The organism is Marinobacter similis (assembly GCF_000830985.1).
Taxonomy (GTDB): Bacteria; Pseudomonadota; Gammaproteobacteria; order Pseudomonadales; family Oleiphilaceae; genus Marinobacter; species Marinobacter similis.
In genome coordinates this window covers 424,126-449,304 of the sequence record NZ_CP007151.1, presented here as the reverse complement: position 1 = coordinate 449,304, position 25,179 = coordinate 424,126, and the positions used below count along the sequence as shown (strand labels likewise).

20 protein-coding genes and 3 pseudogenes are annotated in these 25,179 nt (G+C 53.5%); 8 read left to right on the top strand and 15 right to left on the bottom strand.

Translation table 11 applies throughout. The features are described from left to right. Positions 1 to 16: 16 nt before the first annotated feature. The 6 genes and pseudogenes from AU14_RS02025 to ccoG all read left to right on the top strand — a co-directional run bounded on the left by AU14_RS02025 (position 17) and on the right by ccoG (position 5,401). Positions 17 to 1,009, top strand: a complete 993-nt coding sequence (locus AU14_RS02025; RefSeq protein ID WP_041338482.1) for a carbohydrate kinase family protein — start codon at positions 17 to 19, stop codon at positions 1,007 to 1,009. Positions 1,010 to 1,082: 73 nt separating this feature from the next. Beyond that, the gene (locus AU14_RS22530) at positions 1,083 to 1,607 is read left to right on the top strand and encodes an MFS transporter (protein WP_269079083.1); all 525 of its coding nucleotides are present in this window, start codon (positions 1,083 to 1,085) and stop codon (positions 1,605 to 1,607) included. A gap of 5 nt (positions 1,608 to 1,612) precedes the next feature. Next, positions 1,613 to 2,383 (top strand): MFS transporter, encoded by a 771-nt coding sequence (locus AU14_RS22525; protein ID WP_269079135.1) that lies wholly within the window; start codon positions 1,613 to 1,615, stop codon positions 2,381 to 2,383. A 134-nt stretch (positions 2,384 to 2,517) separates the two neighbouring features. Next, positions 2,518 to 2,640, top strand: a pseudogene (locus tag AU14_RS23125) (hypothetical protein); the annotation flags it as partial. A 153-nt stretch (positions 2,641 to 2,793) separates the two neighbouring features. Further along, on the top strand, positions 2,794 to 3,897 hold the full coding sequence (locus AU14_RS02015) for an aminotransferase-like domain-containing protein (RefSeq protein ID WP_236744292.1): 1,104 nt from the start codon (positions 2,794 to 2,796) through the stop codon (positions 3,895 to 3,897). Between the two features lie 109 nt (positions 3,898 to 4,006). Then, entirely contained in the window at positions 4,007 to 5,401 is a 1,395-nt protein-coding gene (gene ccoG, locus AU14_RS02010) for a cytochrome c oxidase accessory protein CcoG (protein ID WP_041338479.1), read from the top strand. Positions 5,402 to 5,488: 87 nt separating this feature from the next. On the opposite strand, the pseudogene AU14_RS20230 reads toward ccoG, so the two are convergent. From AU14_RS20230 to AU14_RS23595, 3 genes and pseudogenes are all read right to left on the bottom strand, one after another. Next, positions 5,489 to 6,323, bottom strand: a pseudogene (locus AU14_RS20230) (LysR family transcriptional regulator). A 448-nt stretch (positions 6,324 to 6,771) separates the two neighbouring features. Further along, a complete protein-coding gene (locus tag AU14_RS18875) occupies positions 6,772 to 7,326 on the bottom strand; it encodes an MFS transporter (RefSeq protein ID WP_094191128.1) in 555 nt (184 codons plus the stop codon). Further along, positions 7,224 to 7,832 (bottom strand): MFS transporter, encoded by a 609-nt coding sequence (locus tag AU14_RS23595; RefSeq protein WP_094191127.1) that lies wholly within the window; start codon positions 7,830 to 7,832, stop codon positions 7,224 to 7,226. The genes AU14_RS18875 and AU14_RS23595 overlap by 103 nt, the downstream gene beginning before the upstream one ends. A gap of 229 nt (positions 7,833 to 8,061) precedes the next feature. Here AU14_RS23595 and AU14_RS01995 point away from each other — a divergent pair, with 229 nt between their 5' ends. Beyond that, positions 8,062 to 8,982 (top strand): LysR family transcriptional regulator, encoded by a 921-nt coding sequence (locus AU14_RS01995; RefSeq protein WP_052471937.1) that lies wholly within the window; start codon positions 8,062 to 8,064, stop codon positions 8,980 to 8,982. A 363-nt stretch (positions 8,983 to 9,345) separates the two neighbouring features. On the opposite strand, the gene AU14_RS18555 is transcribed toward AU14_RS01995, so the two are convergent. From AU14_RS18555 to AU14_RS01965, 11 genes and pseudogenes are all read right to left on the bottom strand, one after another. Next, positions 9,346 to 10,629, bottom strand: coding sequence for a GH36-type glycosyl hydrolase domain-containing protein (locus tag AU14_RS18555; protein WP_052471936.1), 1,284 nt, complete (start codon positions 10,627 to 10,629; stop codon positions 9,346 to 9,348). After that, on the bottom strand, positions 10,626 to 12,341 hold the full coding sequence (locus tag AU14_RS22520) for a hypothetical protein (RefSeq protein WP_269079134.1): 1,716 nt from the start codon (positions 12,339 to 12,341) through the stop codon (positions 10,626 to 10,628). Before AU14_RS22520 ends, AU14_RS18555 begins: the two co-directional genes overlap by 4 nt. A 29-nt stretch (positions 12,342 to 12,370) precedes the next feature. Further along, positions 12,371 to 13,114 (bottom strand): hypothetical protein, encoded by a 744-nt coding sequence (locus tag AU14_RS18545; RefSeq protein WP_052471934.1) that lies wholly within the window; start codon positions 13,112 to 13,114, stop codon positions 12,371 to 12,373. Beyond that, positions 13,105 to 13,626, bottom strand: coding sequence for a glucoamylase family protein (locus tag AU14_RS18540; RefSeq protein ID WP_236744290.1), 522 nt, complete (start codon positions 13,624 to 13,626; stop codon positions 13,105 to 13,107). Before AU14_RS18540 ends, AU14_RS18545 begins: the two co-directional genes overlap by 10 nt. Beyond that, a complete protein-coding gene (locus AU14_RS20215) occupies positions 13,527 to 15,287 on the bottom strand; it encodes a hypothetical protein (RefSeq protein WP_052471932.1) in 1,761 nt (586 codons plus the stop codon). The genes AU14_RS18540 and AU14_RS20215 overlap by 100 nt, the downstream gene beginning before the upstream one ends. Beyond that, entirely contained in the window at positions 15,284 to 17,434 is a 2,151-nt protein-coding gene (locus tag AU14_RS01985) for a glycosyltransferase family protein (protein WP_148312704.1), read from the bottom strand. The genes AU14_RS20215 and AU14_RS01985 overlap by 4 nt, the downstream gene beginning before the upstream one ends. A gap of 140 nt (positions 17,435 to 17,574) precedes the next feature. Then, positions 17,575 to 18,540: a universal stress protein gene (locus AU14_RS01980; RefSeq protein ID WP_041338474.1), complete on the bottom strand. Its 966-nt coding sequence runs from the start codon at positions 18,538 to 18,540 to the stop codon at positions 17,575 to 17,577. Positions 18,541 to 18,748: 208 nt separating this feature from the next. Next, the gene (locus AU14_RS01975) at positions 18,749 to 20,008 is read right to left on the bottom strand and encodes a tyrosine-type recombinase/integrase (RefSeq protein WP_041338471.1); all 1,260 of its coding nucleotides are present in this window, start codon (positions 20,006 to 20,008) and stop codon (positions 18,749 to 18,751) included. Between the two features lie 373 nt (positions 20,009 to 20,381). Then, complete coding sequence (locus AU14_RS19485) at positions 20,382 to 20,534, bottom strand: hypothetical protein (protein ID WP_158498305.1); 153 nt, start codon at positions 20,532 to 20,534, stop codon at positions 20,382 to 20,384. Between the two features lie 381 nt (positions 20,535 to 20,915). Continuing rightward, positions 20,916 to 21,646: pseudogene (locus tag AU14_RS01970) on the bottom strand (DUF4437 domain-containing protein). A gap of 303 nt (positions 21,647 to 21,949) precedes the next feature. Then, positions 21,950 to 23,875, bottom strand: coding sequence for a methyl-accepting chemotaxis protein (locus AU14_RS01965; RefSeq protein ID WP_041338468.1), 1,926 nt, complete (start codon positions 23,873 to 23,875; stop codon positions 21,950 to 21,952). 250 nt (positions 23,876 to 24,125) lie between these two features. Here AU14_RS01965 and AU14_RS01960 point away from each other — a divergent pair, with 250 nt between their 5' ends. After that, the gene (locus tag AU14_RS01960) at positions 24,126 to 24,350 is read left to right on the top strand and encodes a hypothetical protein (RefSeq protein WP_041338465.1); all 225 of its coding nucleotides are present in this window, start codon (positions 24,126 to 24,128) and stop codon (positions 24,348 to 24,350) included. Positions 24,351 to 24,416: 66 nt separating this feature from the next. Here AU14_RS01960 and AU14_RS01955 read toward each other — a convergent pair whose 3' ends face one another. Further along, positions 24,417 to 24,971 (bottom strand): hypothetical protein, encoded by a 555-nt coding sequence (locus AU14_RS01955; protein ID WP_236744289.1) that lies wholly within the window; start codon positions 24,969 to 24,971, stop codon positions 24,417 to 24,419. Positions 24,972 to 25,179 lie beyond the last annotated feature (208 nt).

Sequence of the window (25,179 nt, the reverse complement as noted above, 5' to 3'; positions counted from 1 at the left end):
AGGAGAGTGGCACCCAATGATTAAAGTCATTTCGTTCGGTGAACTTCTGGTAGACATGTTGTCGAGCCGGGTAAGCGACGCACAGGACGGGCAGGGCGCTGGATCGGAGAACGAGCGCTTCACCAAATACCCGGGTGGTGCGCCAGCGAACGTGGCCGCAGCAATTGGAAAACTCGGTGGCCACAGCTTCTTTGCCGGTAAAGTCGGCGCCGACATGTTTGGTGATTTCCTGGTTCAGTCGCTTGAAGCCATGAAGGTACGCACGGACTACCTGCTGCAAACCAAAGAGGCGAAAACCGCTCTGGCGTTTGTATCGCTGGATAAAGACGGCGAACGCAGCTTTGAGTTTTATCGCGGGCCTTCCGCGGACCTGCTGTTCGGCCCCAACGAGTTTCAGCAGGAATGGTTTGAGGACCGGGGCATCTTTCATTTCTGCTCCAACACGCTGACTGAGCCGGGCATCCTCGAAGCTACTCAGGCCGGTCTGGAAACCGCACGAGCCGCCGGTTGGCTGGTCAGCTTCGACATGAATCTCAGGCACAATCTCTGGCCTGAAGGCGCCGATCCGTTTGAATCGGTGTGGGCCTGTGTGGAACAGGCGGACCTGGTGAAACTGTCCGCCGAAGAACTGGCCTTCCTGTGCCGGCACACCGATGAAGCACAGGTGTTGAAGCAGATATTGAACGCTGGCGCCTCCCTGGTGCTGATCACCGATGGCGGCCAACCACTGCGTTACCACACCGCTTATCACAGCGGTTCGATCCAGCCACCGAATGTACAGATGGTCGATAGTACTGCCGCCGGAGACGCGTTCGTCGGTGGTTTGCTGTATCGCCTATCTGAGCTGGATATGTCGGTAGCAGGTCTGGAAGGGCTGGGCACTGATCAACAGCGGCTGGAAAATATTCTGAGCTTTGCCAGTGCTTGTGGTGCCCACGCGGTCACCCATGCCGGCGCCTTTACTTCGTTGCCCGGCATTGAAGATGTGGAGGCGTTTTTGCGTTATTGAGCTGCTTTATAAGGCACAATCAGCTAGAAAGTGACAAGATCACCTAGCACGATTGATAAGCAAAGGCAGCTGAATGAGTGACGTTAAAAGTGGCGAAGGTAAAGCGCTGGATGGATCCTCCCCGGGCACATATGACCGATTGATCAACCCGGTCCTGATCGCTGGCTGCATCATCATTCTGGTGAGTTTCGCGGTACGCGCTTCGTTTGGCTTGTTCCAGCTGCCGATTGCGCTGGAGTTTGCCTGGCCCCGGGAATCCTTTTCTTTAGCCATCGCCATTCAGAACCTGTTCTGGGGTATTGGTCAGCCTATTTTCGGCGCGTTCGCCGAACGCTATGGCGATCGCAAAGCGATTTTCACCGGCGGTGTGGTGTACGTGGTTGGTCTGGTGTTGTCGGCCTTTGCCATCACGCCGGGCCAGCATCAGTTGCTGGAAATTCTGGTCGGCTTCGGGATTGCGGGAACCGGCTTTGGCGTTATTCTGGCCGTGGTCGGGCGTGCGGCTTCAGACAAGAACCGGTCCATGGCGCTGGGCATTGCCACGGCGGCAGGCTCTGCCGGTCAGATCGTCGGGCCACCGGTGCCCAGTCGTTATTGAGCCAGATGCCCTGGCAATCGGTGTTCGTCATCTTTGCCGGGTTTGTTCTGCTGTCCATGTTCGCGCTCACGCTGATGCGGGCTCCGAAACCGGCCAAGTCGACTGTGGCGGAAGAACCCATGGGCGTTGTGCTCAAGCGGGCACTCAAGGATCCCACCTTCTGGTTCATCTTCATCGGCTTCTTCTCCTGCGGTTACCAGCTGGCCTTCATCACCGCGCATTTTCCAGCCTTTATCACTGAAATGTGTGGGCCGATAAGCCCGGACAGCATGCTGTACGTGCTGGGTGTGACATCCGCATCGGGGCTTGGCGCCATTTCCATTGCGCTGATCGGGCTGTTTAACATCGGCGGGACACTGCTCGCGGGATGGCTGGGGAACAAATATTCGAGGAAGTATCTGCTGGCCACCATCTATCTGTTGCGCACGCTGGTATCGGCGGCCTTCATCATGGCGCCGATTACGCCGGAAACCGTCGTCCTGTTTTCGGTTTCGATGGGATCACTCTGGTTGGCAACGGTGCCCCTGACCTCCGGTCTGGTGGCCAATATCTACGGCCTGAAATACATGGGTACACTTTACGGCGTGGTGTTTTTCTCGCACCAGCTGGGTGGTTTCCTGGGCGTCTGGCTGGGCGGTGCCTTGTACGATCTCTACAACGATTACACGCTGGTCTGGTGGGTAGGTGTGGGAGTAGGGGCGTTGTCTGCGCTAATCCATCTTCCAGTTAAGGAATTCCCTTGGGCTCAGCGTGGTAAAGTCGCCATGCCTGCCTGAAAGCGTGAGGGCATGATTTAAAACCCATCATGCTGGTGCGGGAACGCAAAATCGACTCGACGGATCAGGCGTGGAAATCGAAACTCATACCCGACAATTAAAACTACCATGGACAACACCCTCCCAAAGTACCAATTGCTGGAAGATCAGATAGAACAAGCTATCGTGCTGGTCGGTGGCGTCGCGGCGAACGCTTACCCTCTATCAGAACGCTGTGCCAACTCCACGGCTGCGCAAAAATTACCATTCAGCATGCGCTACAGCGTCTCGAAGCCAAAGGGTTAATCGAATCCCGAGAGCGAGCTGGCTTTTTTGTAACCTACAATAGCCGGGAATTTGACAGCCCAAGCCAAAAGGACCGGATTGAATCGCCGAAACCGGTATCCGTCAGCGAGCTATTTCGAGACATCATGACCAGAAGTGCCGCATTTGATCTGACGGCCAGCCTTCGCACGGGAGAAATGCCCTCAGGGATCGTGCAACTCAATCGTTCAATCGGTCGGGCGTTGAGGCGTCAGAAAGGGAATTTCCAATACTATGATGAACCCGCGGGCGATCCAGGCCTGAGAAATCAACTTGCCACATTGTTCGCCAAAAGAGGCTGGAACACGGATGCGTCGGAACTGTGTGTTACGTCCGGATGCCAACAGTCTCTATTTTTGGCCTTATTGACGGTTTGTTCTGAAGGTGATGTTGTTGCCGTCGAATCTCCTGGTTTTTATGGCGTTCTGCAGCTGTTGGAGCAATTGAAGTTAAAGGTCGTCGAGGTGCCAACTTCGTTGCAGACGGGAATGGATGTCGCCGCGTTTGCGGATATTCTGAAGCTTTGGGACGTCCGGGCCTGCGTTGTATCGCCCACTTTCGCAACGCCGGGTGGCGCAGTCATGCCGACGGAGGCCCGCAAGCGGCTGCTTCAATTGGCGGAGAGGTACGACCTAGCCATCGTCGAGGATGATATTTACGCTGAAACTGGCTGGTCTGGTGTTCCCGACACCTTGAAATCTCTGGATCAATCCGGACGGGTTATTCACTGTAGTTCGCTGTCGAAAGTCCTTTCCCGAGATCTTCGGCTCGGTTGGATAAATGGTGGCAGGTGGCACTCAAAGATCCTGCAAATGAAACTGACGTCCCAGCTCGCAAGCAGTCGTTTTGTTCAGCAAGGGGTCGAGAGTTTTATCAAGGAGGGCGATTACACCGCCTTCGTTCGAAAATTCCGTCTTCAATTGCGGGATCAGCGGGACCAGTTGCTGGAGTATCTGGCAGCATGGCCACTCGCTGTTCGTACCACAGCGCCACAAGGTGGTTTAACGATATGGGTAGAACTACCGGAAGAGGTAGATACCATGGATATCTATTCTAAAGCGATGGGTGAGGGTATTGTCATCACCCCAGGCAATCTTTTCTCGGTTTCAGAGCGGTTCGGGAATTGTTTACGAATAAGCTTCGCTCATCCCTGGGGCGGCCACCGGGCACATGCGTTGAATCGTCTGTCGGAACTAATACAGCATCAATAATCGCTTTTGTCCCTATAAAAATTAAAAAAACTGATCCTGTCTCCACTCTCAGTTGACCGACATACTCTACCAAAGAGTTCCATGAATCCTTTGGGAAGGTAAACGGTCAATGAATCGACTTATTCCGGTCACCCAGGTTGCAACGAATCCCCCATCACATCGTTCATCCGACAAAATTTATCCGCGGAGTTTCTCAGGCATTTACCGACGACTTCGGATTGGCGCGGGAGCCATGCTCTTTACTCTGTATTTTGGGACCGTCTGGTTGAACTGGGGCGAGCGCCAGGCCGTTCTCTGGGACATCACCGAGAAAAAGTTTCACATATTCGGCGCAACGTTTTGGCCAGAAGATCTTGTTCTGTTGTCAGCCATCCTGATCATCTGTGCGTTTGGTCTTTTTTTCATAACTGTTCTTGCCGGCAGGGTTTGGTGTGGTTATGCCTGCCCACAGAGTGTCTGGATGTGGGCTTTTCTATGGGCTGAAAGACTAACCGAGGGCGATCGAGGACAACGCATTAAACTCGACGACTCCGCGTTTAGTCAGCACAAAGCTTTACGGCGGTTTCTAAAGCATAGTCTTTGGCTGCTGATCAGCGCCGGTACCGCGGTGACCTTTGTTGGCTATTTTACTCCGGTCCGGGACCTAGCTCCGAATATTCTCTCTCTTGAGCTCTCGGGATCAGCACTTTTCTGGGTATTTTTCTTCACTGCGGCTACCTACGTGAATGCCGGTTGGCTGCGGGAAAAGGTCTGTTTGCATATGTGCCCTTATGGCCGTTTCCAATCCTCCATGGTCGACAACGATTCATTAGTGGTGGCGTATGATGCAAGCCGGGGTGACCCTCGTGGTAGCCGTCACAAGGGCTCAGATCCCTCTGCTCAGGGCCTGGGCGACTGTATAGACTGCGAAATGTGTGTGCAGGTGTGCCCGACAGGCATCGATATACGTGATGGATTGCAGATGGAGTGTATTGGCTGTGCCGCCTGCATCGATGCCTGTGACTCGATTATGGAGAAGATGGACTATCCAAAAGGTCTCGTTCGATACGCCAGCGACAACGAACTGAACGAAGGAACAAGGCATATTCTGAGGCTTCGTCTTGTTGCTTACTTTCTAATTCTTGTGACCATGATCGGTTTGTTTTCCTGGGCCTTGATGACGCGGCCTTTGCTGGGGCTGGAACTTGAGAAGGATAGGGGCCTGTTCCGTTTTAATGGCTCGGGATATATCGAGAACAGTTACCTGCTCAAACTTACGAACAAAGACATTGAAACGAGGCATGCGGTTATTAAGGTCTCTGGGGGAGAGGGGATAAACATGCTGGGGCCTAGCAGAGTGATACTTAGGGCCGAAGAGAAAAGGGAAGTTCCGATTATTTTAGAAAAGGCTCCGGATAGCCTCGTAAGCGAGGTAACTAGTATCAACTTTGAAGTAAGCACGGTCGAGGATCCGGAGAAACGTTTCATCATACCGACCACCTTTTTAGGACCTATTAATCGTTAAAGGCCCGAACCTTTAGGGTGGCTTCCTAGGTGTTTGGTAGGGCGGAGCTTTGCAATTAGGGAATTCCCGTGGCCGCAACGGAATAAACTAGCGGTTGCTGCCTGAAGCTGCGCAATGTATTGATTCGACAGTTGTCCTGAGAGTTGAAGCTTCGCCGGCACGTGGATAGACCAGATACGCCGGATAGCTGAACTCGGGTGCGCCCTCGACCCGCTCAAGCAATCCATTTTCCAGATAGGGTTGGGCTACTCGCGTCCTGAAATAGCCGCTACCTCCATGTGCAAGCAGATGCTGTATGGCCAGTGGCCCCAGGTTAAATGTCAGTCTTGGGCGAGCATTTTCTGGGAAGGCAGCGTCGTGCTGTTGCCGGAAATGGGGCCCCAGTCCACGTATATGTAATCACCTGATTGTTTCCTGGTTTTCACCAGTACCAGTTTCTCTTCCAGCAACTGTTCTATTTGCATTCCCGGCCAGTAGTTGGTTGGTGAACCAGTGCCGCATCCATCACACCTTTTTCCAACTTGTCGTGAAGAGTCTGAGGTTCGCCAACCTCGACTCGCAGAGCGAGAGTGGGCGCGTTCTCTTTCAGCGCTGACAACCAATCAAGCAGTAATGGATTCCACAGACTTGTTTCAGCACCGAGTGTGACAACCCTGTCGGCGCCGTCTGGTAGCGGAAGTTCCCGGCGGGCGGCATCCCAGGTTTGAACGAGCTGGCTGGCACGTCCAGCAAAACGTTCACCATCGGCAGTCAGCGAGGCACCACTGCGATTGCGAATAAAGAGACGACAACCCAGCTGGGCTTCGAGGTTCTTGATGCGCGCCGTGACGGTCGTTTGCGTAATGTGAAGCCTTTCTGCCGCCGCAATAAAGCTGCCCGTTCGGACGATTTCTAGAAAGGTACGGGCTAATTCAATGTCCACGATCGTTACCTATGCTCCGTGCTGGTTTTATATTAGTGATACTGATATTAAAACCGAAAACAATTCATTATCACAAATACAAAGCGCGCTCCATACTAGGGTCCGATTTCCAAACATGCGCTAAAGGATCACGGACCATAGGTGATTAATCGATGAACAGATTACTGACAGGAGCCAATTGGGGGCTAGCTATATCGGTAACAGCACTGTGTGCGACAGTGTTCGTTGCGTATTCGGGGGTGTCGAATTTATCTCTTGCGGGACAGATTCTGGCCCATCTATCGATTCCAGTATGGGCCGCGGGCCTAAAGATCTTCTATGTAATGAGGATAGCGGCACTCAGAAAAATGGATCTGGGAATAGAGTAGACCCTCCATACGTGGCGTTCGGAAACTTGTATGAACGTGCTTTTAAACCAGCTGGCGTCGCGCGGGCGAAATTCATAGCTTCAACCAGCGCGATGATACCCTTCTGGCATTAACCCGGGCTCAGTCATTCGGGCGTTAGATTGCACTAGACTTTTTACTACCAGACCTTGCACTACCGCACAAATGGCTCCAATTGCCGCACAGACATACAGCGTTTCATTCGGTGACAGCGGTAAGAACTCGAAAAACGAAGTCACGAACTGCCCCATGAACACCGCCATAGCGAACATCGACAGATTTCGGCCGCGATTTTTGTCGGTGCTGCGCTCCACCGTTGCGTGATTCAATAGTGGAATGGAAAAGCCGAAGCCAATCCCTGCAAACACCGAAGCCAAAATTAGCATTTCCGACACTGTGCTTATCGCAAACAGCAGGTGCGCAAGGGCGTAGCTGATAAAGGCGAACATCAGGACGATGGCTTCTGAGAATTTGCCAACTATTTTCGGCATCATCATCGCAGCGAAAACCGCCACTAAAGATATGAACGACAATAGGTAACCGGTTTGGGCTTCGGTAAACAGGAACTCCGCAAGCAACCCAGGTAATGTGGTGAAGATGGTGTAAAACAGAGACATTGCCAATACGGCGTAAGCATAATTGGGCCCATGGACTGTGTTTTTCTGGCGTCCACAGGAGCGTTTACATTGTTTGTTCTTGGTTCAGTTTTGGGAATACTGAGCAGGGTAAGAACCACGCAGAAAAAACCTAGCGCATAGAGCAGGAAGGGCGCTTGCCAGCTCATTTCGCTAAGAAGACCACCGACAAACAAGAAGATCACACCGCCGAGCTCAATCGCCATTCCTTGTTTTGCGATCATGCCCAGACGTTCTTTGCCTGCGTACCATTGGGAAATCACTGCAGTTCCAGCCGCCATTGCTCCGACAGCGAAACCACCGAGAAGAATCCGGTCTATTGCGACCATAACAGGGCCCTGCACGAACATGCCGCCTACGCCAAAAATAAAGTAGCCCCACAAACTCGTGATCAGGATGGTTCGGGCACCGAGGTAATCGATCAGCCTGCCAAACAGGGGTGCAAAAATAATGGCACCAAGCAGGTAAGGTGATGAGCAACGGAGCATAGGAATTAAACTCCAGTGCACTCGCAATCGAGTTCAAGCCAGGAGCTAATGCAGTACCGACCATGATGGTGAGCATGGATATCAACAACAAAGTAAATTCACCCAACCGCGATAACTGCATACGTGCCTCGTTCATCCGTTCAAATCCAAGGCAGCACTTTACAAACCTTCGACTAATACTTTAAATGATATTTTTAACTCCTATTTATCCTTAAATGGCATAGACCGTATGAACCTAAAACACTTGGTCAGCTTCGTAGAAGTGGCGAATTGCGGCAGCTTTTCATTGGCGGCCCAGCATCTACACACGGTTCAGTCGGCTATTAGCCGGCATATCAACGCACTGGAAAACGAACTGGACGTAACGTTATTGCAGAGAAGTACGCGCCGTGTGGAACTGAGTGAGGCAGGTAAAGGATTTTTTCTGGATGCCGAGGCAATTTTGCGCCAATGCGCCCAAGCCAGGCAGCATGTGCAAGACATAGCAGCTGGGAAACGAGGAGTGCTACGCATTGGGTACATGAGCTCGGCTTGCGCGCATTTTCTGCCAGCCATGCTGCGTCGGTTCGGGGACTACGCTACCAACGTTGATGTCCAGATTTTTGAGATGACAGCTGCCCAGCAGACTGACGCTTTTGCGAGTGGCTCTATCGACCTGGGTTTTTCACGCCCAGTTGACGCACAGCGGGACACACGGATCTGTTCGCAGCACCTCTTGGATGATCCCATCGTCGCGGTGTTATCCGACCACCATCCCCTGGCCGGTGAGGCAAGCCTGAGCCTCGCGCAAATTGCAGATCAACCGCTAACGTTATTTGCGCGGCGGCACGCGCCGAGCCTTTTCGATACCCTGATAAGTGTTTTTTTTCAGCGGGAGCTCCAGCCTTGGGTGATTAGTGAGCCCGCCAGTATGCAGGCACTTCTCACGCAAGTGGCGAGCAGCCAAAGCGTCGCTCTGGTGCCCAGCTGCGTGGCAAACCTGCAAACTACTGGTTGTCGTTTTCTGACCCTCGACGAACCTATGCACGTCCCGTTGGAAATGCACTGGCCACAACACACGAAGCCTCTAACGGATATCTGGTTGCGGTGGTTTTCTGAGCAGACATTTGATTTACCGAGTTCACCGCTCTTGAGTAAGTCTCAAAGTTGATTTCCTTAAGCAACTTGGCCTAATGACTCCATTTTTTCTCGCAGCAGACCTTCTAGCCGACTGATTGCGTCTTGATGCTTCATGCGTTAAACATCGATCATAACGTCACGGGACTTCCCATCGTCGATGAGCGATAGGCAAAACGGTTCATCAGGAGATGACAATGGCTCTAGGCTTCTCTTCACGATAATTCGATAAATGGTCTGACCATAGCGGTACTGTATTGTGTAGCCCGGCCAATCGGGAGGCAGGCACGGTTTTATCTGAAGCTCATTGCCTACTCGCTGGATGCCGAGAACCCCCTCGAGGATGAAACGGTATAACCAGCCGGCAGAGCCGGTGTACCAGGTCCAGCCCCCGCGCCTATGTGGGGCGCTTCCCCATAAATATCGGCAGCCAACACATAGGCTCTACCTGATATTGGCCAATGCCGGCCTCAGAATTTCCATGTTTGACCGGGTTAAGGCAATCCAGAACGGCGCTTGTTTTTTCCGCGTCACCCAGTGCTGCGAACGCCATACCAGCCCAACAGGCGGCATGAGTGTACTGCCCGCCGTTTTCCCGGACTCCCGGCGGGTAAGCTGCGATATACCCGGGATCGGGCTGTGCCTTTCCTTTTCTTTTATTTCCACGCTTTCTGAAAGGTGGCGTAAATAGCAATACTTGACCGGGGTCTGGGCGCACCAGTTTTTGCCAGACAGCATCCATGGCCTGTTTCGTGCGAGCAGTGTCCGCCACTCCTGAAAGAACAGCCCAGGACTGGGGTATGGAGTCTATCTCGCAGGCCGGGTTGCCAGCCGATCCCATTGGCGTACCGTCGTCATAGTAGGCTCGGCGATACCACTTCCCATCCCAGGCGTTCTGATTCAGTTTCTGGACGAGGCGATCCGCACGAGCGGTAAGGTTTTCAGCCGTTACCTCATCGCCCCGGGCCGCCGCGACGCGACTGAACCGCTGCAGTGTCACGATCAGGAACCATCCCATCCATACACTTTCGCCTTGGCCGCCAAGACCAACCCGATTCATCCCATCGTTCCAGTCGCCACCGCCAATGAGGGGGATACCATGGGGGCCCAGTCTATTAGCGCGTTCAAGTACTCGGAGGCAATGGTCGTAAACTGACGACTCGTCCTCGGATATCTCAAAATGGGCGTATCGTTCTGCCTCTCCGTCGGCAAGAGGTTCTCCTGAAAGCCAGGGTACCTGCTCATCCAGAAGTGCAACATCTCCGGTGACCTGCAGGTATTCACTGACAACCAATGGCAACCAAACCAGGTCATCGGAAATGCGTGTTCTCACTCCTCGGGCATGAGGCGGATGCCACCAGTGCAGCACATCTCCTTCAGGAAACTGACGAGCCGCTGCAGCAAGAATTTGATCACGACAGACTTCCGGCCTGGTATGGAGCAGTGCCATGGAATCCTGTAGCTGGTCCCGGAACCCGAAAGCACCACTGGACTGGTATAGACCACTGCGGCCAAACATGCGGCAGGCAAGGGTTTGGTACACCAGCCACTGGTTAAAAATGAAGTTAACGCTATCGTCCGGGCAATCGAGCAACACAGTATCGAGAGTTTCTTGCCAGTAGCTTTGACTTGCCGCCCACGCTTTGTCGAACGCGGCCGGCTGTTGATAGCGCTCAATCAAAGTGACAGCAGATTCAAAATCTTGCGCTGCGCCGAGGAAAAACACAGCCGTGTGTTCGCTGTTGGGTGGCAGATCCACATGTATTTGTAATGCCCCACAGGGTCCCTACCTGGTTCAACACGCTTGTTCAGACCCACCCGTTTTAAGGCCGCCGGATTGCCCAGACTTCCTAAGTGACCCATGAACTCGGTGCGATCGGTTGTGTAGCCGTGTACGGGTTGGTCTGTCGCCAGAAAGGCAATCTGGTTTGGCCAGTCAGGGTTGTAAGGATTGGCTGTTATCAGAGCGCGCTGTTCTAACAGATAGGCCGGCTGCAAATAGGGGCTGGTGTCCTCACGGCGCGTCCCAAGAACCCACTCTGCGTAGTAGGTCATGGTGACTCGACGGTTTCTGCTGGAGAGGTTGCGAAGATTCAGGCGCACAACTTTCACCGGATCATCCGGTGGAACAAAAATGGTCATCTCAGAATGAAGGCCATGGCGAACATGCTCAAAGCTTGAGTAACCTGCACCGTGTTTTGTCCGGTATTCAGATTCATGGGGCACGGGCTTGGCGGTGGCAGACCAGAACAACCCGGTTTCCTCGTCGCGCAAATAGAGGCACTCGGATGGCTCATCAAGCACAGGATCATTGCGCCATCTGGTCAGGCGGTTTTCTCCACTGTTCTGGAACCAGGTGTAGCCACCGCCAGATTCGGAAACGATGGTTCCGAAAAGTGGATTGGCGATCACATTGATCCAGGGCGCTGGGGTGGGTCGGCTATGACGAACACTGATCACATATTCCCGACCGTCTGCAGTGAAACCACCGTGTCCATTGAAGCAACGCAGGTCCTGGATGGGCTCGAGTTTATGGTCATCAAGAGGCACCGCACTGGGCGGCTTGCCCCGCAATCTGGGCAGCGGTGATTCCCGCCGGTCAATACTCTGAAGAGCATGGGCCAGTGATGCCCCCGAGGCATCCAGCACCATCTTGGCAGCCGTCTCCAGCAGTACCACTTCTTCTGGACCCAAAGAGTCTGCCGTGAGCGGGAAGATGCCGCCACGACCGCCAACAAAGGCCTCAACACTGTGCTTCGCCAGCAATCTTCTGATGGTGTCCTGTGTTATGCCTTCGTAACCACTGTCGCCAATGTTGAGCAGCACCAGGTCCACCTTGAAGTTGCGCTTGCGCCAGAAGGAATGTGCTCTCAATAGCAGGTGCGCTGCATCGACATCCGCCTCACGTCCCACCCTGACCAGAATAATCGGGAAATCTCCGGAGATGCCCACGCCCCAAAGGTTGGCTTGTTGCAACCGGTTTGCGGAGAGAACAGGCACAGGTGCTCTGAGTTGAGGCGGCGAGCAGATGAGAGCTGAGGTCAGAGCAATGACCTTGCGGAAGTCGTCATTACTCAAGTCGTTTCGCCACAGATCCTGACAGGCTTGGCCTTCGCCTTCCTCGAAAGTCCGCTGAACTCGGGGCCAGTAAGCAAAACGAGCAGCCAGGGCAAGAACGTCTTCACGTGAGTCCGCGACGAACCGCATAAACGCCAGCTGAACCGAAGCGCCCGGCTCCAACACCACGTCTGTTTGCAGCACTGACACCGGATCCAGGGTATAGCCCAATGAACCAGAGAGACCCGCATTGGCCTCCAGAGCCCCTGGGTGAGCGTATGAGCCGCCTCGGCCGATGAATTTGGCGCGATCTGTCTCGACGGCGGTTGGTTCAATAATCCCCGAGCGACCGATCAGGCACTCGCCTACAATGGGCGCCTGATCTTTAGGGTCCCGGGTCGTCGCTCGAAAATCAGAAGGGACCTGTCAGAAAGGAATTCGGAATGGACGAACAGGTTGCCAAACGCAGGGTGCTGGCTGTCTGCCCTCGGATCCGCGATAACCATTTCGGCATAACTTGTCAGCCTGAGCTTTCTGGGTTTATCTCCGTGATTGGTCAACGAAACCCGGCGTAATTCGACGTCATGCCAGGGCGAGACAGTGACCTCAAGAGTCTGCACCAGGTTCTGATCCTGTCGCTTGTATTCAACGCAGTGGCTGTAGAAACGAACGGATTCTCGTATACCTCTCCCGGTCATGGGCGCCCGTGTTATCGACCAAAGATCCCAGCTGTCCCGATCCTGAATGTAAATCCAGTTGCCCCAGCGCTCCTCCGTTGGATCAGGGCGCCAGCGGGTGATGGCGTCGGATTTCCAAGTAGTTCCCCCAACGCCTCGGCTGGACGCAAGCACGCTCAGCCGACCGTTGGATAGCAAATGCACGCGAGGGGTAGGGCTGTCGAGTGGGACTTGCCAGGGCGTGACCGGTGGCACCTGCTGAACCCCTGACGGCAGTGCCTCCTGTTCGCTATAGGTTGGATATTCGATGTCTGCATCCGGCGCAACCCGTTCTTGCAGGATCAGTTCACAGGCTTCCACTCTGGGATCGCTGGAGAATCGGGAAATCGCGTTCTCTTCACAGAGGGCAATACCCAGGCTGATCAGTGACATGCATGATGGTGCGCCATGTAACTCCGCACAATGCTGTAAGTGCGGCCGACCTCCACGCGGCGCTCGGTGAAATCCACGGCTTCAAAAAATCCATACCTGCCCAGCATGCCCATTTTTTCAAGCCGCTTGAGGTTGTCGAAGGCCGCCTGCGGCCGCCAGAGCAAGGCGAGGAAGGTGGCATAGGGGGTGATTACCCAGTCTTCGGCGCCCTTGTTGCTGCGGAGTGACAATTCGGGCGCGCCAAAGGCGTGGTAGGCATAATTCTGTGCACCATCCAGGAGACTGTAACCGCATTCTGATATGCCCCAGGGAAGGCCATGTTTGCCGGCGTAGCGAATCTGATGGTCAATGGCAATCCTTCCGCTCTGGCCTAGCAGGGTCGTTGCGGGTTCGCGCATCATCAATTGAGGCATCAAATACTCGAACATGGTGCCGCTCCAGGAGAGCAGGAGAGCCTGTCCTTGTTCCCGGGTAAGCGGGCGGCCCAGGTGAACCCAGTGATCTGCTGACACTTCACCCTTGGCAATAGCAAGAAAACTGGCCAACCGTGCCTCTGACGCCAGCAAATCATAAGCGTTATCATCGAGTTTGCCTGATCGACGTCGTAACCGATTCTGAACACCTTTTTTTCGGTGTCATACAAAAAGGCCAAGTCGGTGCTCTCGAACCAGAGCTCGCAGGTTTCTGCCAATTCAGAAGCCGATTTAATCAGAGCGTTCGCTACTTTTCCTGCTTCCCGAATTTGTGTTGCCACTGTCGTGAGCCACTGTCGAGTGGCTTCGGGCAACGTGCTCTCCGGGGGATCCTGTATCAGTTCTGAAAGAACCGGCTCCAACCTATCGGACATGGACGCAAGTTCAGCAAAGGATGTTGGCTGAGCTATGAACGTAATCAGGGCCTCCCAGCACTCCTTCTGGCTCGAGGACATTTCACTGGCCGGAAAATCTGGCTTGGCTTCATGGCTCGACCACCAGGGCAGGAACTGATCCCGGCTCTGTTTCATCCGCTTGATGTGATGGTGTGAGCGCTCCAGCCAAAGTCGCAAATCTGCGAGAATTTCCGGCGGCAGCGATTTGGGCTCCCTCAAAACCTGCTGGACGGCCGGATCCACGTGTCGGTTCAACCGATTTTCCAGCTCTCCGATCAGGTTAGGCCACTGTTCTGGGCTGTCGGCAGTTGCCATCACTAGCCGTCGGAGGTCAATGAGTTCCTCAGCCAGCACATTACGGGGCTCCGTTGAGTGGTACTCCTCAAGGTTGTCCTCGAGCACGCCAACGGTGTCCAGCAGTCCCTCAAAGTGCTCAAAACGCCAGGTTTTATCGTTGGCGAGACCCAGAAGCCCCTGCTTGAGAGTCAGCAACGATCCGAGAAGATTGCCACTGTCGACCGTTGAAACGTAGGCCGGCGGAAGGGTGGTTAGGTGTTGAGTATCGCACCAGTTATGGATATGGCCGCGAAACCGGGGGAGTTTGCTGAGGGTTCGCAGTGTATTTCGCGACCGTATAACCAGCTCCTGGGCATCGATGTAACCCTGGTCATAAGCGGTCAGATTACTGACCAGCAGTAAGCCGATATTGGTGGGAGACGTGCGGTGTGCAACAACACCTTTTGGGTCTTCCTGGAAGTGGTCTGGTGGTAACCAGTGATCTTCGGGCCCAACGAATCGCTCAAAAAAGTACCAGGTTCGGCGTGCCAGGCGCCTAAGGTGTGTTCTGTCTTCCAACCTGATCTTTTCAATCGGCAGGGTGCGATCTTTCCTGGCCAGATAGGCCAGTTGCGGCGATACCAACCACAAAAGCAGGATCGGCGCAGCGAAGACCAGAGTAGATGGTGTGGTTGCGGCGAGAACAGCTGCAGAAATGATGGCGATGGCAGGGCCGACGCCCATCGATCGCCAATACTGCCACCAAGAAGAGCCATTGGAACGCCCGGCCTCGAGCGCAGCTGGCGACCACTCTAATAAGTGACGATGACTCACATAGGTGCGAAAGATTGATCGAATGATCGCATCCATTGTTGTTGCCGCCTCCTGTGGAAGGAAGGCAACCGCAAGAATCCAACGTTTAAAGTCGCCCTTCAGATTGCGTACGCGCTCGGACGACCGTCTTCTGCGGATGGTGGCGTGGGCCAGCCCCACAACGCCGGTCAGGCTCGGGACCAGCAGTGTGATCAACGCCAGTACCGTCCAGTGGAGTGGCGATCCGGGCAGGGCAAACCAGCCCAGGAAAAGTAGAAGTAAGAGCCAGGGTGCCTGAAGGCTGCGGAGAAGATTGTGGGTGAGCTGCAACGGTGGAGGCCACTCAGCCGGTTAGGGAGTTTCTCTCCACTTTCCGAGGGGACCATCGGCCACAACCAAGGTAGAAGTTGCCAGTCGCCGCGAATCCATCGGTGCAGCCTGCGGCTGAAAGACAGATATTCGGGCGGATATTCCTCATACATCACCGCGTCGCTGACCAGCGCTGTTCGACCATGAATGCCCTCAAAAAGGTCGTGACTGAGCACAGCCTCTTCCGGGACGGCGTTGCGGAGACTGGCGACAAAAGCGCCTACGTGATAAAGCCCTTTGCCCGTGAAAATACCCTCGCCGAACAGGTCCTGATAGGCGTCAGAGACGGCCAGCGTATATAGATCCAAGCCGCGGTCGCCGGAAAAGATCCGGGTGAAAATATTACGGGTGGCGGTGACTGGGTTGATCTCGATACGGGGCTGCAGAATGCTGAAGCCAGACAGCACTTCGCCCGTTTTCTCGTCCCAGACCGGCTGGTTCAAGGGGTGGGCGATGGTTCCAACCAGCCGCTGAGCGCCCCCCACTGGCAGTACAGTATCCGCATCCAAGGTGATTACGTATTGAGCCTGCCGCAACCACTCAATGTCACCGCTCGTGTGCGTGAAAGATCCCAGTTCGCCAGTCAGCAGGTAATGATTGAACTCCTTCAACTTACCTCGTTTGCGTTCCCACTCCATCCATACCGCTTCATGTGGATTAAAACACCGGGCTCTATGCATCCAGAAAAAGGGCGCGTGTCCCTCGTGTTCATAGCGTTTGTTCAGGTCCGCGATACCAGCATCCAGACGAGTGAGCAGTTGTTGGTCTTTCAGAGTGGTTGCGTCGGGGGCGTCAAAGAGCCCAGTGAGTAATCCGAAGCGGAGTTGATGATCGGGATTTGCCAGGTAGTGCTTTTCAAGCTGCTCCAGCGAATTGAGAATATCGCTCTGTTTGCCTACAAGCAGAGCCATGCATACAGCGGTTTTGTGATCCGACGATATGCCTCGGCTGAAATCGATTTTTGGGAGAACCCGGGGTGGAATCCACAAGGTTATTTGCCAATTAATGAGCACTGACGCCAAAACCAGCGCCGGCACAATAACAACCAGCATGACTGGAATGGCGTGGAGCAAATTGCCGGTGTACACGGAATAAAACGTCGGGAGCGCAAAAAGAACCGTTGCCACAACGGCCAGAGCCGAAAAGTAAAGTCTCAGCCGGCGATCGATTGCCCAGCGCCGCAACCTGGTCGTAACCGGTGGCTTCAGGGAGACCTTTTCCTCGAGCAGCCGGTATCCCTCGCCGATGAGAAAATAGCCAACGTGCCCCGCAGATACGCCATTGGCCTTTTCATCTTTTTGGGCGTCGTTGGCGAGCTCCAGCGCGCAACGCGCTACGCCTAGCTCATCAAGTTGGCTGCGCCTTGCCAGTTGCTCCACCCGGGTGCGGTATCTGTCTCGGGTGGCAAAATCCATCTGTTTGTAGGCGCCTGCCGGATCCTGCCCCAATAAAAGCTCAACCTGAGAGGTGCGCTCAAAGAATGTCTTCCAGTTGGTGCGTTGCAGACGATGTAGGCTCTGAATGCAATCGGCAACCACATCGCGACGGTCGGTATCGACCATTCGTTCGCGCTCCGTTCTTGCCTTCAGGTCGTTAATCCGGTGGTGAACCTCTTCTTGAATAAGCTTCAAGGCCTGATAGCGAAGGAACAGAGGAAAGGCCCAGAGCTCCGCGGTGTTCAAGGGTGCGGAGTCTCGCAATTCAAGAACCAAAACCTCGAGGACATTTTGGTCGAATTTGAGCTCGGAAAGTTCGAGCACCACCCTTGCCATGTCCTGAACGCGGGGAATGCCGGTTGCCGGCCCTGAAATTAATTGGGGTAAGTGGGCAACAAAGGAGGCCGACAGATCTCTGCGAAGCCTTTGTAGGACACGCCGGACCAGGTATTCATTATCGATATACCAGTCTATCCACGGTCCGGCGGCAGACGGGTTATTCCGCAGCGCAAGCAAGTCCTGATGGGTTCTATCTAATTGCTTGTCGAACCGACTCAATGTCCTGGCTATGTCATTGTGCGCCGCCCGAGCCCCCGGACAAATCGCAGCCCATTGGCTCTGAAAATCCCCTTTGCTCGAGGTCTGAGTGTCGGTGGCTTGGGTGCTGACCTCGTCAACCCGGTCGGTCTCCGTTGTCATCAATGCCCCCAGGCTTCCGTGGAGGCTTTCTCCGCAAAGGTAGGTTCTATTTCATGTGGCTCCAGATCCTGAAGCACCAACAGAGGGGTCTCCCCATAAACCAGGGCGTTGAGGGGAAGGGCTCCAAGAGGCCAGTGGTTGACGCAGTTACGACCATGAGCAGCCATCACCACCAGATCCGATTGGCCTTTGCGAGTGGCCTCCCAGATTGCTGACATTGGCGAATCCGCAATTCTTACCTGGGTTTGAACATGAAGGCTTTCGTTTTTCAGGCGATCGCCAATGTTTTCCAGATAGGCATCGATTTTCTCTTTTAACTCGGTCTGGAGCTCCAGCACATTGGCGAGTCGAGGGTCGTGTTTATCAATCTGATAATGGTGAACCAACGAGGGCGCGATGGAGACAAGATCAACAGTGCTGTCATTGTGGCGTGACAAAAGCTCAACGATTGGGAGCACGCACTCAGACCGACTGCTACCGTCCAACGGAACGGTGATCCGGTTGTAATGGTATTCCTGAAGTACCTGGCACTGGTCATTGAAAGCCCGCACCAGTAGAAAAGATACATGAGCCTGCAGAATGGATTTATGAGCAACGCTGCCAAGCATGTAGTGGCTGATACCACCAACACCGTGGCTCGTCATAACGAGAAGCGTCTGCCCGTCCTGTCGCACAAAGTTAATAATCTGATCAACGGGTTCGCCCTCCAGAATACGGGTTTCTGGATGCACGCCCAGAGCACCCAACCTGGAAGCTACCGAATCGAGGTAGGCCCTTGACTCAGCTTGTATGGCGTCACAGGCAATGGGATCTGCTGGATATTGCCGGTGATTGTTCCCGGACTGTTGCATAACTCGAATCAGAACGAGTTGGATGCCAAGAGCGTTGACGAGGTTCAGGGCGTGCGGCAACGCCCATTCAGCCAGGCATGAACCGTCCAGAGGTACGACAATTCGTTGGAACATGATTTGCTCCCTTGTTCGGTAAGGGGAGCACCGACACAGGGATTCAGACGGCAAGCTTGAGGGGTGATAACACCTGTAAAACGCGGTAAGACTCCACAGTACAATTATCTGTTCTCAATGGATCGTATAACTGTATAACAAGGCCGGTACTGGGCGTCATGACGCAGGTCAAAGAGTGATCAGTAGAGAGTAATCCCTAGAGAGTGGCCTAGACCAACCGCCTTCGGCCCTCCGTCCGTCTTCGGGCTTGTTCCGAGTTCACGTACACAGACTCCGTGAACGTTGCGTTCGCATGGCCCAGCTCTTCACTGATATGCCGGATATCACCGCCGGCTTCAATGGCCTGGCTGGCACCGGTGTGTCGCAGATAATGGGTTTCAGTGCGGATAGCCAGTAACTGCCTGGCCTCGTCGCCATACCCCTCTTGCTCCATCCGATCGGCGGTGGCAACAATCGATTGCTCGTAAATACGCTGCACCTGCCGTTTGCCGATGGCATCGCCCTTGGCCGAAGGCAGGATGGGTGTTGATTCACCGGGAACGGGCAGGGGGGATGTGAGCCCCAGATGTAGCCGCCATCGCTTAAGGTAGCTCAAATAAGCATCTGGAAGCGTGACCTGACGGGTCTTGTCGCCCTTGCCGAAGATGGAATAGATCCAGTAGGCCTCGCCATCCACAATGGTGCGCCTGAAATCACTGAAGCTCGGTGTCCGCATCTGACCTCGGTCTACAGGCCGGGGTGCCAATTCGCTGACCCTTAGAAACAGGCTTTTCATGGTCACGATGACAAAGAGGTTGCGCTCACATTTCGGGTTGGCGCTGGCCAGCTGGGTCAGTGTTTCCAGCAGATAAGACCACTGCCAGTCGGTGAGACGTCGCACCTCGGCATCGGCATCCTTATCCAGGCTTGGTTTGGCATTTCGGTCCCGCTTGCGAACATCGAGCAGCGGGTTCCGTTGCAAATAATCCTGCGCCATCAGATATTTAAAGAAGGTTTGTAAGGCGGTGCGACTCGCATTGAGACTGGCCTGAGTCACGGAGTAGGGAGCATTGGAATCTTTCGAACGCTGGGCCATCGGCCGCCAATCGGGGTTTTGATGCCTTTGATCATTGCTGTCGAAAAAAGCAGGATAGATACCCCGGGATACCCAGGAGGCAGGGGGCGTTTTCAGGAACGAGAAATAACTGCTCAGCAGGTCGCTGTCTGCCTGGGAGAGATGCCGCTTCGCGATATGCCAGGTGTAGTTCAGGAAGCGTTGAATCTCACTCCGGAAACGATTGTAAGTGCCTGAAACATCGCTGTATTTGACCAGAAACCGTTGAGCAATGTGAAAGTCATCCCGATGGGACTGTGGCAAAGCCATCAGAGCCGCCTGAAGACCCGGGTACAGCTCAAGATCTGCTTGCTCGTGAATCAGTTCGGCAGTATCAAACAAGGGATAACCGGGAAATCGGGCTTTAGAGGTCATTAGGCGGATCTTTTGTGAAACGTGAAATGCTGGGGAGAATCGCAATAATGTCCAATACTCCTAAATATTGGACATTGGCTATATATTCGTAAAATCAAGATATTACCGCATTAACCTCGACGTGTAACTAACGTGGCGCTGGTTTCAGTAAAACTGATTGATGGAACGATTCCAGGCGTTAACGCAATGCCGATGTCAGCGTGTTTGGTCGAATAGTAAGATCAGAGCTCAATGAAGCTCAGGCGTTAGCGATTCGGATTGACCGCAATAAACTGGGGCTGGAGTTTCTGGGTGTGCGAGCGGGAGAATGAGAGCTGAAGAAGCAACCCGGCTGAGAATCTCAACCGGGTGTGCCAGTTTTGCTTCGAATCAATTACGAACCAGCGATCTGGTTGTCGCTTTGAGTTTCGACTGCCTGAGATTTGCCAAGTGCGAAGCTCAGTGTAACGGCCAGAGTGAAAAATGCAGTCAGGCCACCGAACAGGGTAATGACAGGAATAATATTCATAGCTTGGTTAACCTCCATTGGTTCTTCCGCTCAGATTCACTTCGTTAAAGCCAGAAAGACTGTCGTGTTGGAAGAACAGGTTTATGCCTCTCGTCGAAGAGGCCCGTTTAGATAGTGTGCTCATTATACGGAAGGAGCGCTGCTCCAGGCGTATGCAATAACCGTTACTATCGTCCCGATTAATATCCAAGACTGCGCATAATGTATATTATGTTAAATATCATAAAATGTAGCTTTTGATTTGTACGATTGGCGTGGACGCAAAGCGGACATTCATCTCGCGAACAAGCCGCCCGACTGTAACGTGGTGCTCACTTCCACGCTTTTCCCTTCTGGACGCGCCTATCAAGACGCCTCCACGAGGTTGCCACGTTCCCTTCAGGGTTTTCCAATAGTCGTTTAATTCAACTGGTACGAACTGTTAGTGCGGATGTATATGGTTGCCTCATCATTGCTGTTGTTCGCGAACCGGTGCCTGTAAGAGCCGGTGGATTCGATATAGCTTCCGGCTGAGAGGGTTTTTGCGCCATCAAGGTCGTGAGCGCTATAACTGACCTCTTCCCCAATCACTACCGCGCGAAACTCACTGGCTTCAGTCATCAGCTCACCCTCAAAACCAGCGCCCAGTTTGATCATCGAGCCACCTGTCTCGGCACTGCTGCCCCATAGATGAGTCGCTTGAACATTGTCGGCATTGATCTTGTGTAGATCGCTGTCTTGCAGCCAGACTACGTTATCAGCGTGCAGGTTAAGGGGCCGTTCGCCGTTGTCGAATTCTTCGTCAGAGGCTGAACCAGATAAGGGCCTGAATCGATCTCCAGATAAATGAGGTTTGTCTCTCCATCAGCCGCCGTTGTGTGGTCTTCACCGGCTGGCTGAGTCCAGAAAGACCCAGGTGGCATCCACATTTTCGCCGCGGTCGGGTCATCATTGTGCATCATCCCTTCAATAACGACACCTCTGTAGGTGATGTTATGAATGTGAGGCGGCGACTCGAAACCCTTTTTGAACCGCACGAGCATGCCTGTCGCGCTGCCGCTTGTACGATCCCCCCACAGATCCGCGGCTCCAGGACTGAGAACGCCACGCAAAGGGTTCAGATAACCCCATTGCACTTCATCGGCGGACATGACTTCCACCAAAGAGCCGGCGCTGTGGTTATCTGCGTTAGCCAGTGTTGCTGCACTGGCGAGGAAAAGCGTAGGTATCAGTTTGCGCGAGAACATTGGGGAGCTCCATGTAACTGTGAATTGAACGGAGCTGTTAGATTACTCGCCACTATAATCGGTAAAAACAGGCCTTTCAGGATTTCAGTTTTCGCGAAACCCGCATAATAGGTCGGTCACGCGTTCGCTTCCTTGGCTAGCCAGCCAAGGAAGCGAACAATAATCGAGAGTACGCGGAATCCAGAACTCCTTAATGCTTTTCCTGGCTCACGCTTTGTAGTGCTGTAACTGAGCCTGAAGCTCATCGGCAAGCTGCTGCAGCGTTTCAGCTGCATTGCTGGTAGACGCTGAATTTTCGTGACTATTCGACGCCATCCTTCGAATGTGCTCAAGTCGTTGATTGATGTCTTCAGACACCTGGCTCTGTTGCTCGGCAGCACTCGCCATTTCGATATTGGTGTCTCGAATATTCCTTACGCTGTCCCGTAAATTTTGAATGGCGACCCCGGTTTCTTTGATCATCTCGCTGGCTTCTGTTGCCAGCTCGCTTCCTCTGTTGATGACGTCGGAAACACCGATGACACCTTCCTGAAGTTGATGTATCTGGTCCTGAATTTCCTTGATCGAAGCCTGAGTTCTGCTGGCCAGTTGCCGAACCTCATCAGACACTACGGCGAAGCCTCGGCCATGCTCCCCTGCCCGGGCCGCCTCAATGGCCGCGTTCAGGGCCAATAGATTGGTCTGCTCGGCAATGTTTTCGATCACAGACAGAATACTGCCAATATTTTCGGAGGCGCTTTGCAGTGAGGCGCTCGTTTTAACGGAGGCCTGGTTGTTATCCAGCTGTCGCTGAATAGTTTGGGTGGTCTTATCGATCAGAGCCTGACCATCTCCCGCAAGCGAATCAGCATCCTTGGCAATGCTCTCAGCCCGAGCTGAGCTTTCGGCCACTGACTGCGCTGTTGCGGCCATTTCGTTCATTGCGGTGGCAACCTGCTCAGTCTCCTCCGTCTGCTGAGATACAACCGATGCGCTGTCGGAAGCGATTCCTTTGAGCTTTTCGGCTGACTGCAACAAGCTCTTTGACGACCCTTTCGTATCGGAGATCGTCGTTTGAAGTCGATCCAGTAGACTGTCAAATCCGGTAGCCATTCGGCCCAGCTCGTTTTTGGAATTCCAGTTAAAGCGAACGGTAAGATCACCCTCACCTTCTGAAATCCCTTCGATCGTTGAAATCATTTGGTCAAGAGGTCTGGCCACTACAATCTGGGTGAGAGAACTCAGTGCAACAACCAGGATCAGACCACCGATAGCAATGGCCAGCACGGCACCTCCTGTTTTCTCAGCAACCATGCCTGCGACTTCGCTGTCGGAATAGCCCGTAACGATTTTGTACCCCCAAGGTTCAAAATCGGCTCGATTCAAATGCCACTCTTCGCTTTCGTTTTCCAGAATATTTTCAAGGGTTTCTGTTTTAATGTTATCGGAGTGCATGCGCAGACGGCCGCGATCATCAACAAGAGCAGCAAATCCCTTTTCCAAAAGCGCACTGCTGGTAATTGAGTCCACAAGTTCGGTCAAGTCAGCGGAATAACCAACGTACCAGATACCCATGATGTTTCCGGCCGAATTGCGAATCGGGCTGTAAGCGGTAAGGTAAGGATTGCCAAGGATATCTACCTGGCCAAAGAATGCCTCACCTCTGCTGATTGCCTTGCCAGCGCCACCATTCATGTTGAGCTTTGTACCAATGGCGCGGGAGCCGTCTGACTTCTTCACATTGGTGGAGACCCGGATAAATTCTCCCCCGTCGCGGACAAACAGGGTGGCCGTGCCGCCCATGACCTGGGTCACGCTGTCGACAAGATCAAAATTGTTGTTGATCAACTCATCGCCCAAATACAGCGCTGGCGCGTCAGTGCCACCGACAGACTGCCTGCCTTCAATTCGGGGTGTACCCAGACGATTTCCTCGCTCTGTCAACAAACTCAAAGAATTTTCGACGCGCTTGGACATCAAGTTGTCCGTCACCGTCAGCAGACTTTCAATCTCATCTGTTAAGTCATCCCGCTTTTCCAGAACCTCCGAGGTAATCGTCGTTTCGGCATCCATGGCAACCATAACGCTCGCCACGATGGTGATCACCAGAAGCAAAGCGGATACAGAGGCAATGAAAAGCTTGCGGATAGACATCGGTGTTCCCCATTCGTTGATTAGTTGAATGCCCCACTAACTGAAGTATTCCCTACTTCATCGGCTCTTTGAATCCTTAACGGCGAGTAAAAGCGTAACATTAAGTGTTTTTCTGAAATGAGTGTTGCGAGCCGGATAAAACGGCTGACGCTGCGACTAATCTGAAGTTGATAGCTCCGAGAAATCACGGATGGCAGGAACGTAGAAGTTGCACTAGGGTTCGGTGCACATTTGAAAAAGGCAGAACACGATGAGCGAAAGAAAAGGACAATATTTTGGTGCCAAATGCTGGCAGCAAGGACTGAACGTCAACGAAACGATTGCTGAGGCGGCCAAAGAGATTGGCATTGATAAGTTGTCGAACGATCCGCGCACCTGGCCGCCGTTCGTTCATGGTGCCGAAGAGGCTTGGCAGGACAAGAACCTGGCACACCTTGATGAACAGGCAAGGCTGCGAGATCTGCAAAAAGCCTGATTAACAGAAAGCAGGGAAAGAAGGCCGCCTTCCTTCCCTGCTCTGTTCCCGCCGCTAACTAAGCCTCTAATGCCGCCCGCGCGGGTGGTTTCTTGCCGCAAGATTTCCTAGAGAGAGTCTTACATCGCGATCCGTCAGTTCGGGCAGAAGGTCAAAGCTCGAAATGTACGGGAAGTTTGAGTCTATGAGCGGTGCCAAGGCACTGTCGATGCACAAAGTGTCAGCGACGGCTCGATGCGATCCCGACATCAATATGGCTCTGATCTCGCCAGCCTCACCTGTTCCGGTTTCGAAATCGCCTGATCGACTGGCCGAAATTACAGTGTGTTCTCCGGTCCAATCGATGTCTCGGCCGTTTAGGGGCTGTGCCTCAATACGGTCGCAATCCGTGGCAGTAGCTTCTAGGAGCGTCCTGAAATTTTCTGAATCAGCCAAGCTGGTGGCTTTGTCCATCGCCACGCCGTCGCCATTACATGCAAAAAGCAGATAAGGTTTTCTGTCTACGAGAACGGCGTAATAATTCGAAGAGTATGTATCCGGTCTTGGGTAATAGACACCTGTGGTGAGTGTTGAGTGCTTTTTCCTACGGGCGAGCTGAGAGCCCTTCTTTGTCTTGTCCAAATCTTTGTACCAATGCTCATAACGAATTGATGCATGCTGCCCAGCGCCGCATGCGGACCTGATTGGCGCTTCAGCTCGTTAGAGATAATCGTTGTGCCGACGCCATGTTCAGATCGCGCGAATCGTGGTGATTCGATATTGGTTTTACAAGGTGCTGAACAAAAAAGTGCCAACAAAGATTGGCACGGGCTGAACTTCCATCTTTACG

Excerpts from the sequence above, each read along its gene's own strand:
- AU14_RS01965 (WP_041338468.1), bottom strand. The coding sequence starts at position 23,875 with ATGTCTATCCGCAAGCTTTTCATTGCCTCTGTATCCGCTTTGCTTCTG.
- AU14_RS01960 (WP_041338465.1), top strand. The coding sequence starts at position 24,126 with ATGAGCGAAAGAAAAGGACAATATTTTGGTGCCAAATGCTGGCAGCAA.
- AU14_RS23595 (WP_094191127.1), bottom strand. The coding sequence starts at position 7,832 with ATGCTCCGTTGCTCATCACCTTACCTGCTTGGTGCCATTATTTTTGCA.
- AU14_RS01980 (WP_041338474.1), bottom strand. The coding sequence starts at position 18,540 with ATGTTCCAACGAATTGTCGTACCTCTGGACGGTTCATGCCTGGCTGAA.
- ccoG (WP_041338479.1), top strand. The coding sequence starts at position 4,007 with ATGAATCGACTTATTCCGGTCACCCAGGTTGCAACGAATCCCCCATCA.
- AU14_RS18875 (WP_094191128.1), bottom strand. The coding sequence starts at position 7,326 with ATGTCTCTGTTTTACACCATCTTCACCACATTACCTGGGTTGCTTGCG.
- AU14_RS02025 (WP_041338482.1), top strand. The coding sequence starts at position 17 with ATGATTAAAGTCATTTCGTTCGGTGAACTTCTGGTAGACATGTTGTCG.
- AU14_RS18545 (WP_052471934.1), bottom strand. The coding sequence starts at position 13,114 with ATGTCACTGATCAGCCTGGGTATTGCCCTCTGTGAAGAGAACGCGATT.
- AU14_RS01995 (WP_052471937.1), top strand. The coding sequence starts at position 8,062 with ATGAACCTAAAACACTTGGTCAGCTTCGTAGAAGTGGCGAATTGCGGC.
- AU14_RS02015 (WP_236744292.1), top strand. The coding sequence starts at position 2,794 with ATGACCAGAAGTGCCGCATTTGATCTGACGGCCAGCCTTCGCACGGGA.
- AU14_RS01975 (WP_041338471.1), bottom strand. The coding sequence starts at position 20,008 with ATGACCTCTAAAGCCCGATTTCCCGGTTATCCCTTGTTTGATACTGCC.
- AU14_RS19485 (WP_158498305.1), bottom strand. The coding sequence starts at position 20,534 with ATGGAGGTTAACCAAGCTATGAATATTATTCCTGTCATTACCCTGTTC.
- AU14_RS22525 (WP_269079135.1), top strand. The coding sequence starts at position 1,613 with ATGCCCTGGCAATCGGTGTTCGTCATCTTTGCCGGGTTTGTTCTGCTG.
- AU14_RS22530 (WP_269079083.1), top strand. The coding sequence starts at position 1,083 with ATGAGTGACGTTAAAAGTGGCGAAGGTAAAGCGCTGGATGGATCCTCC.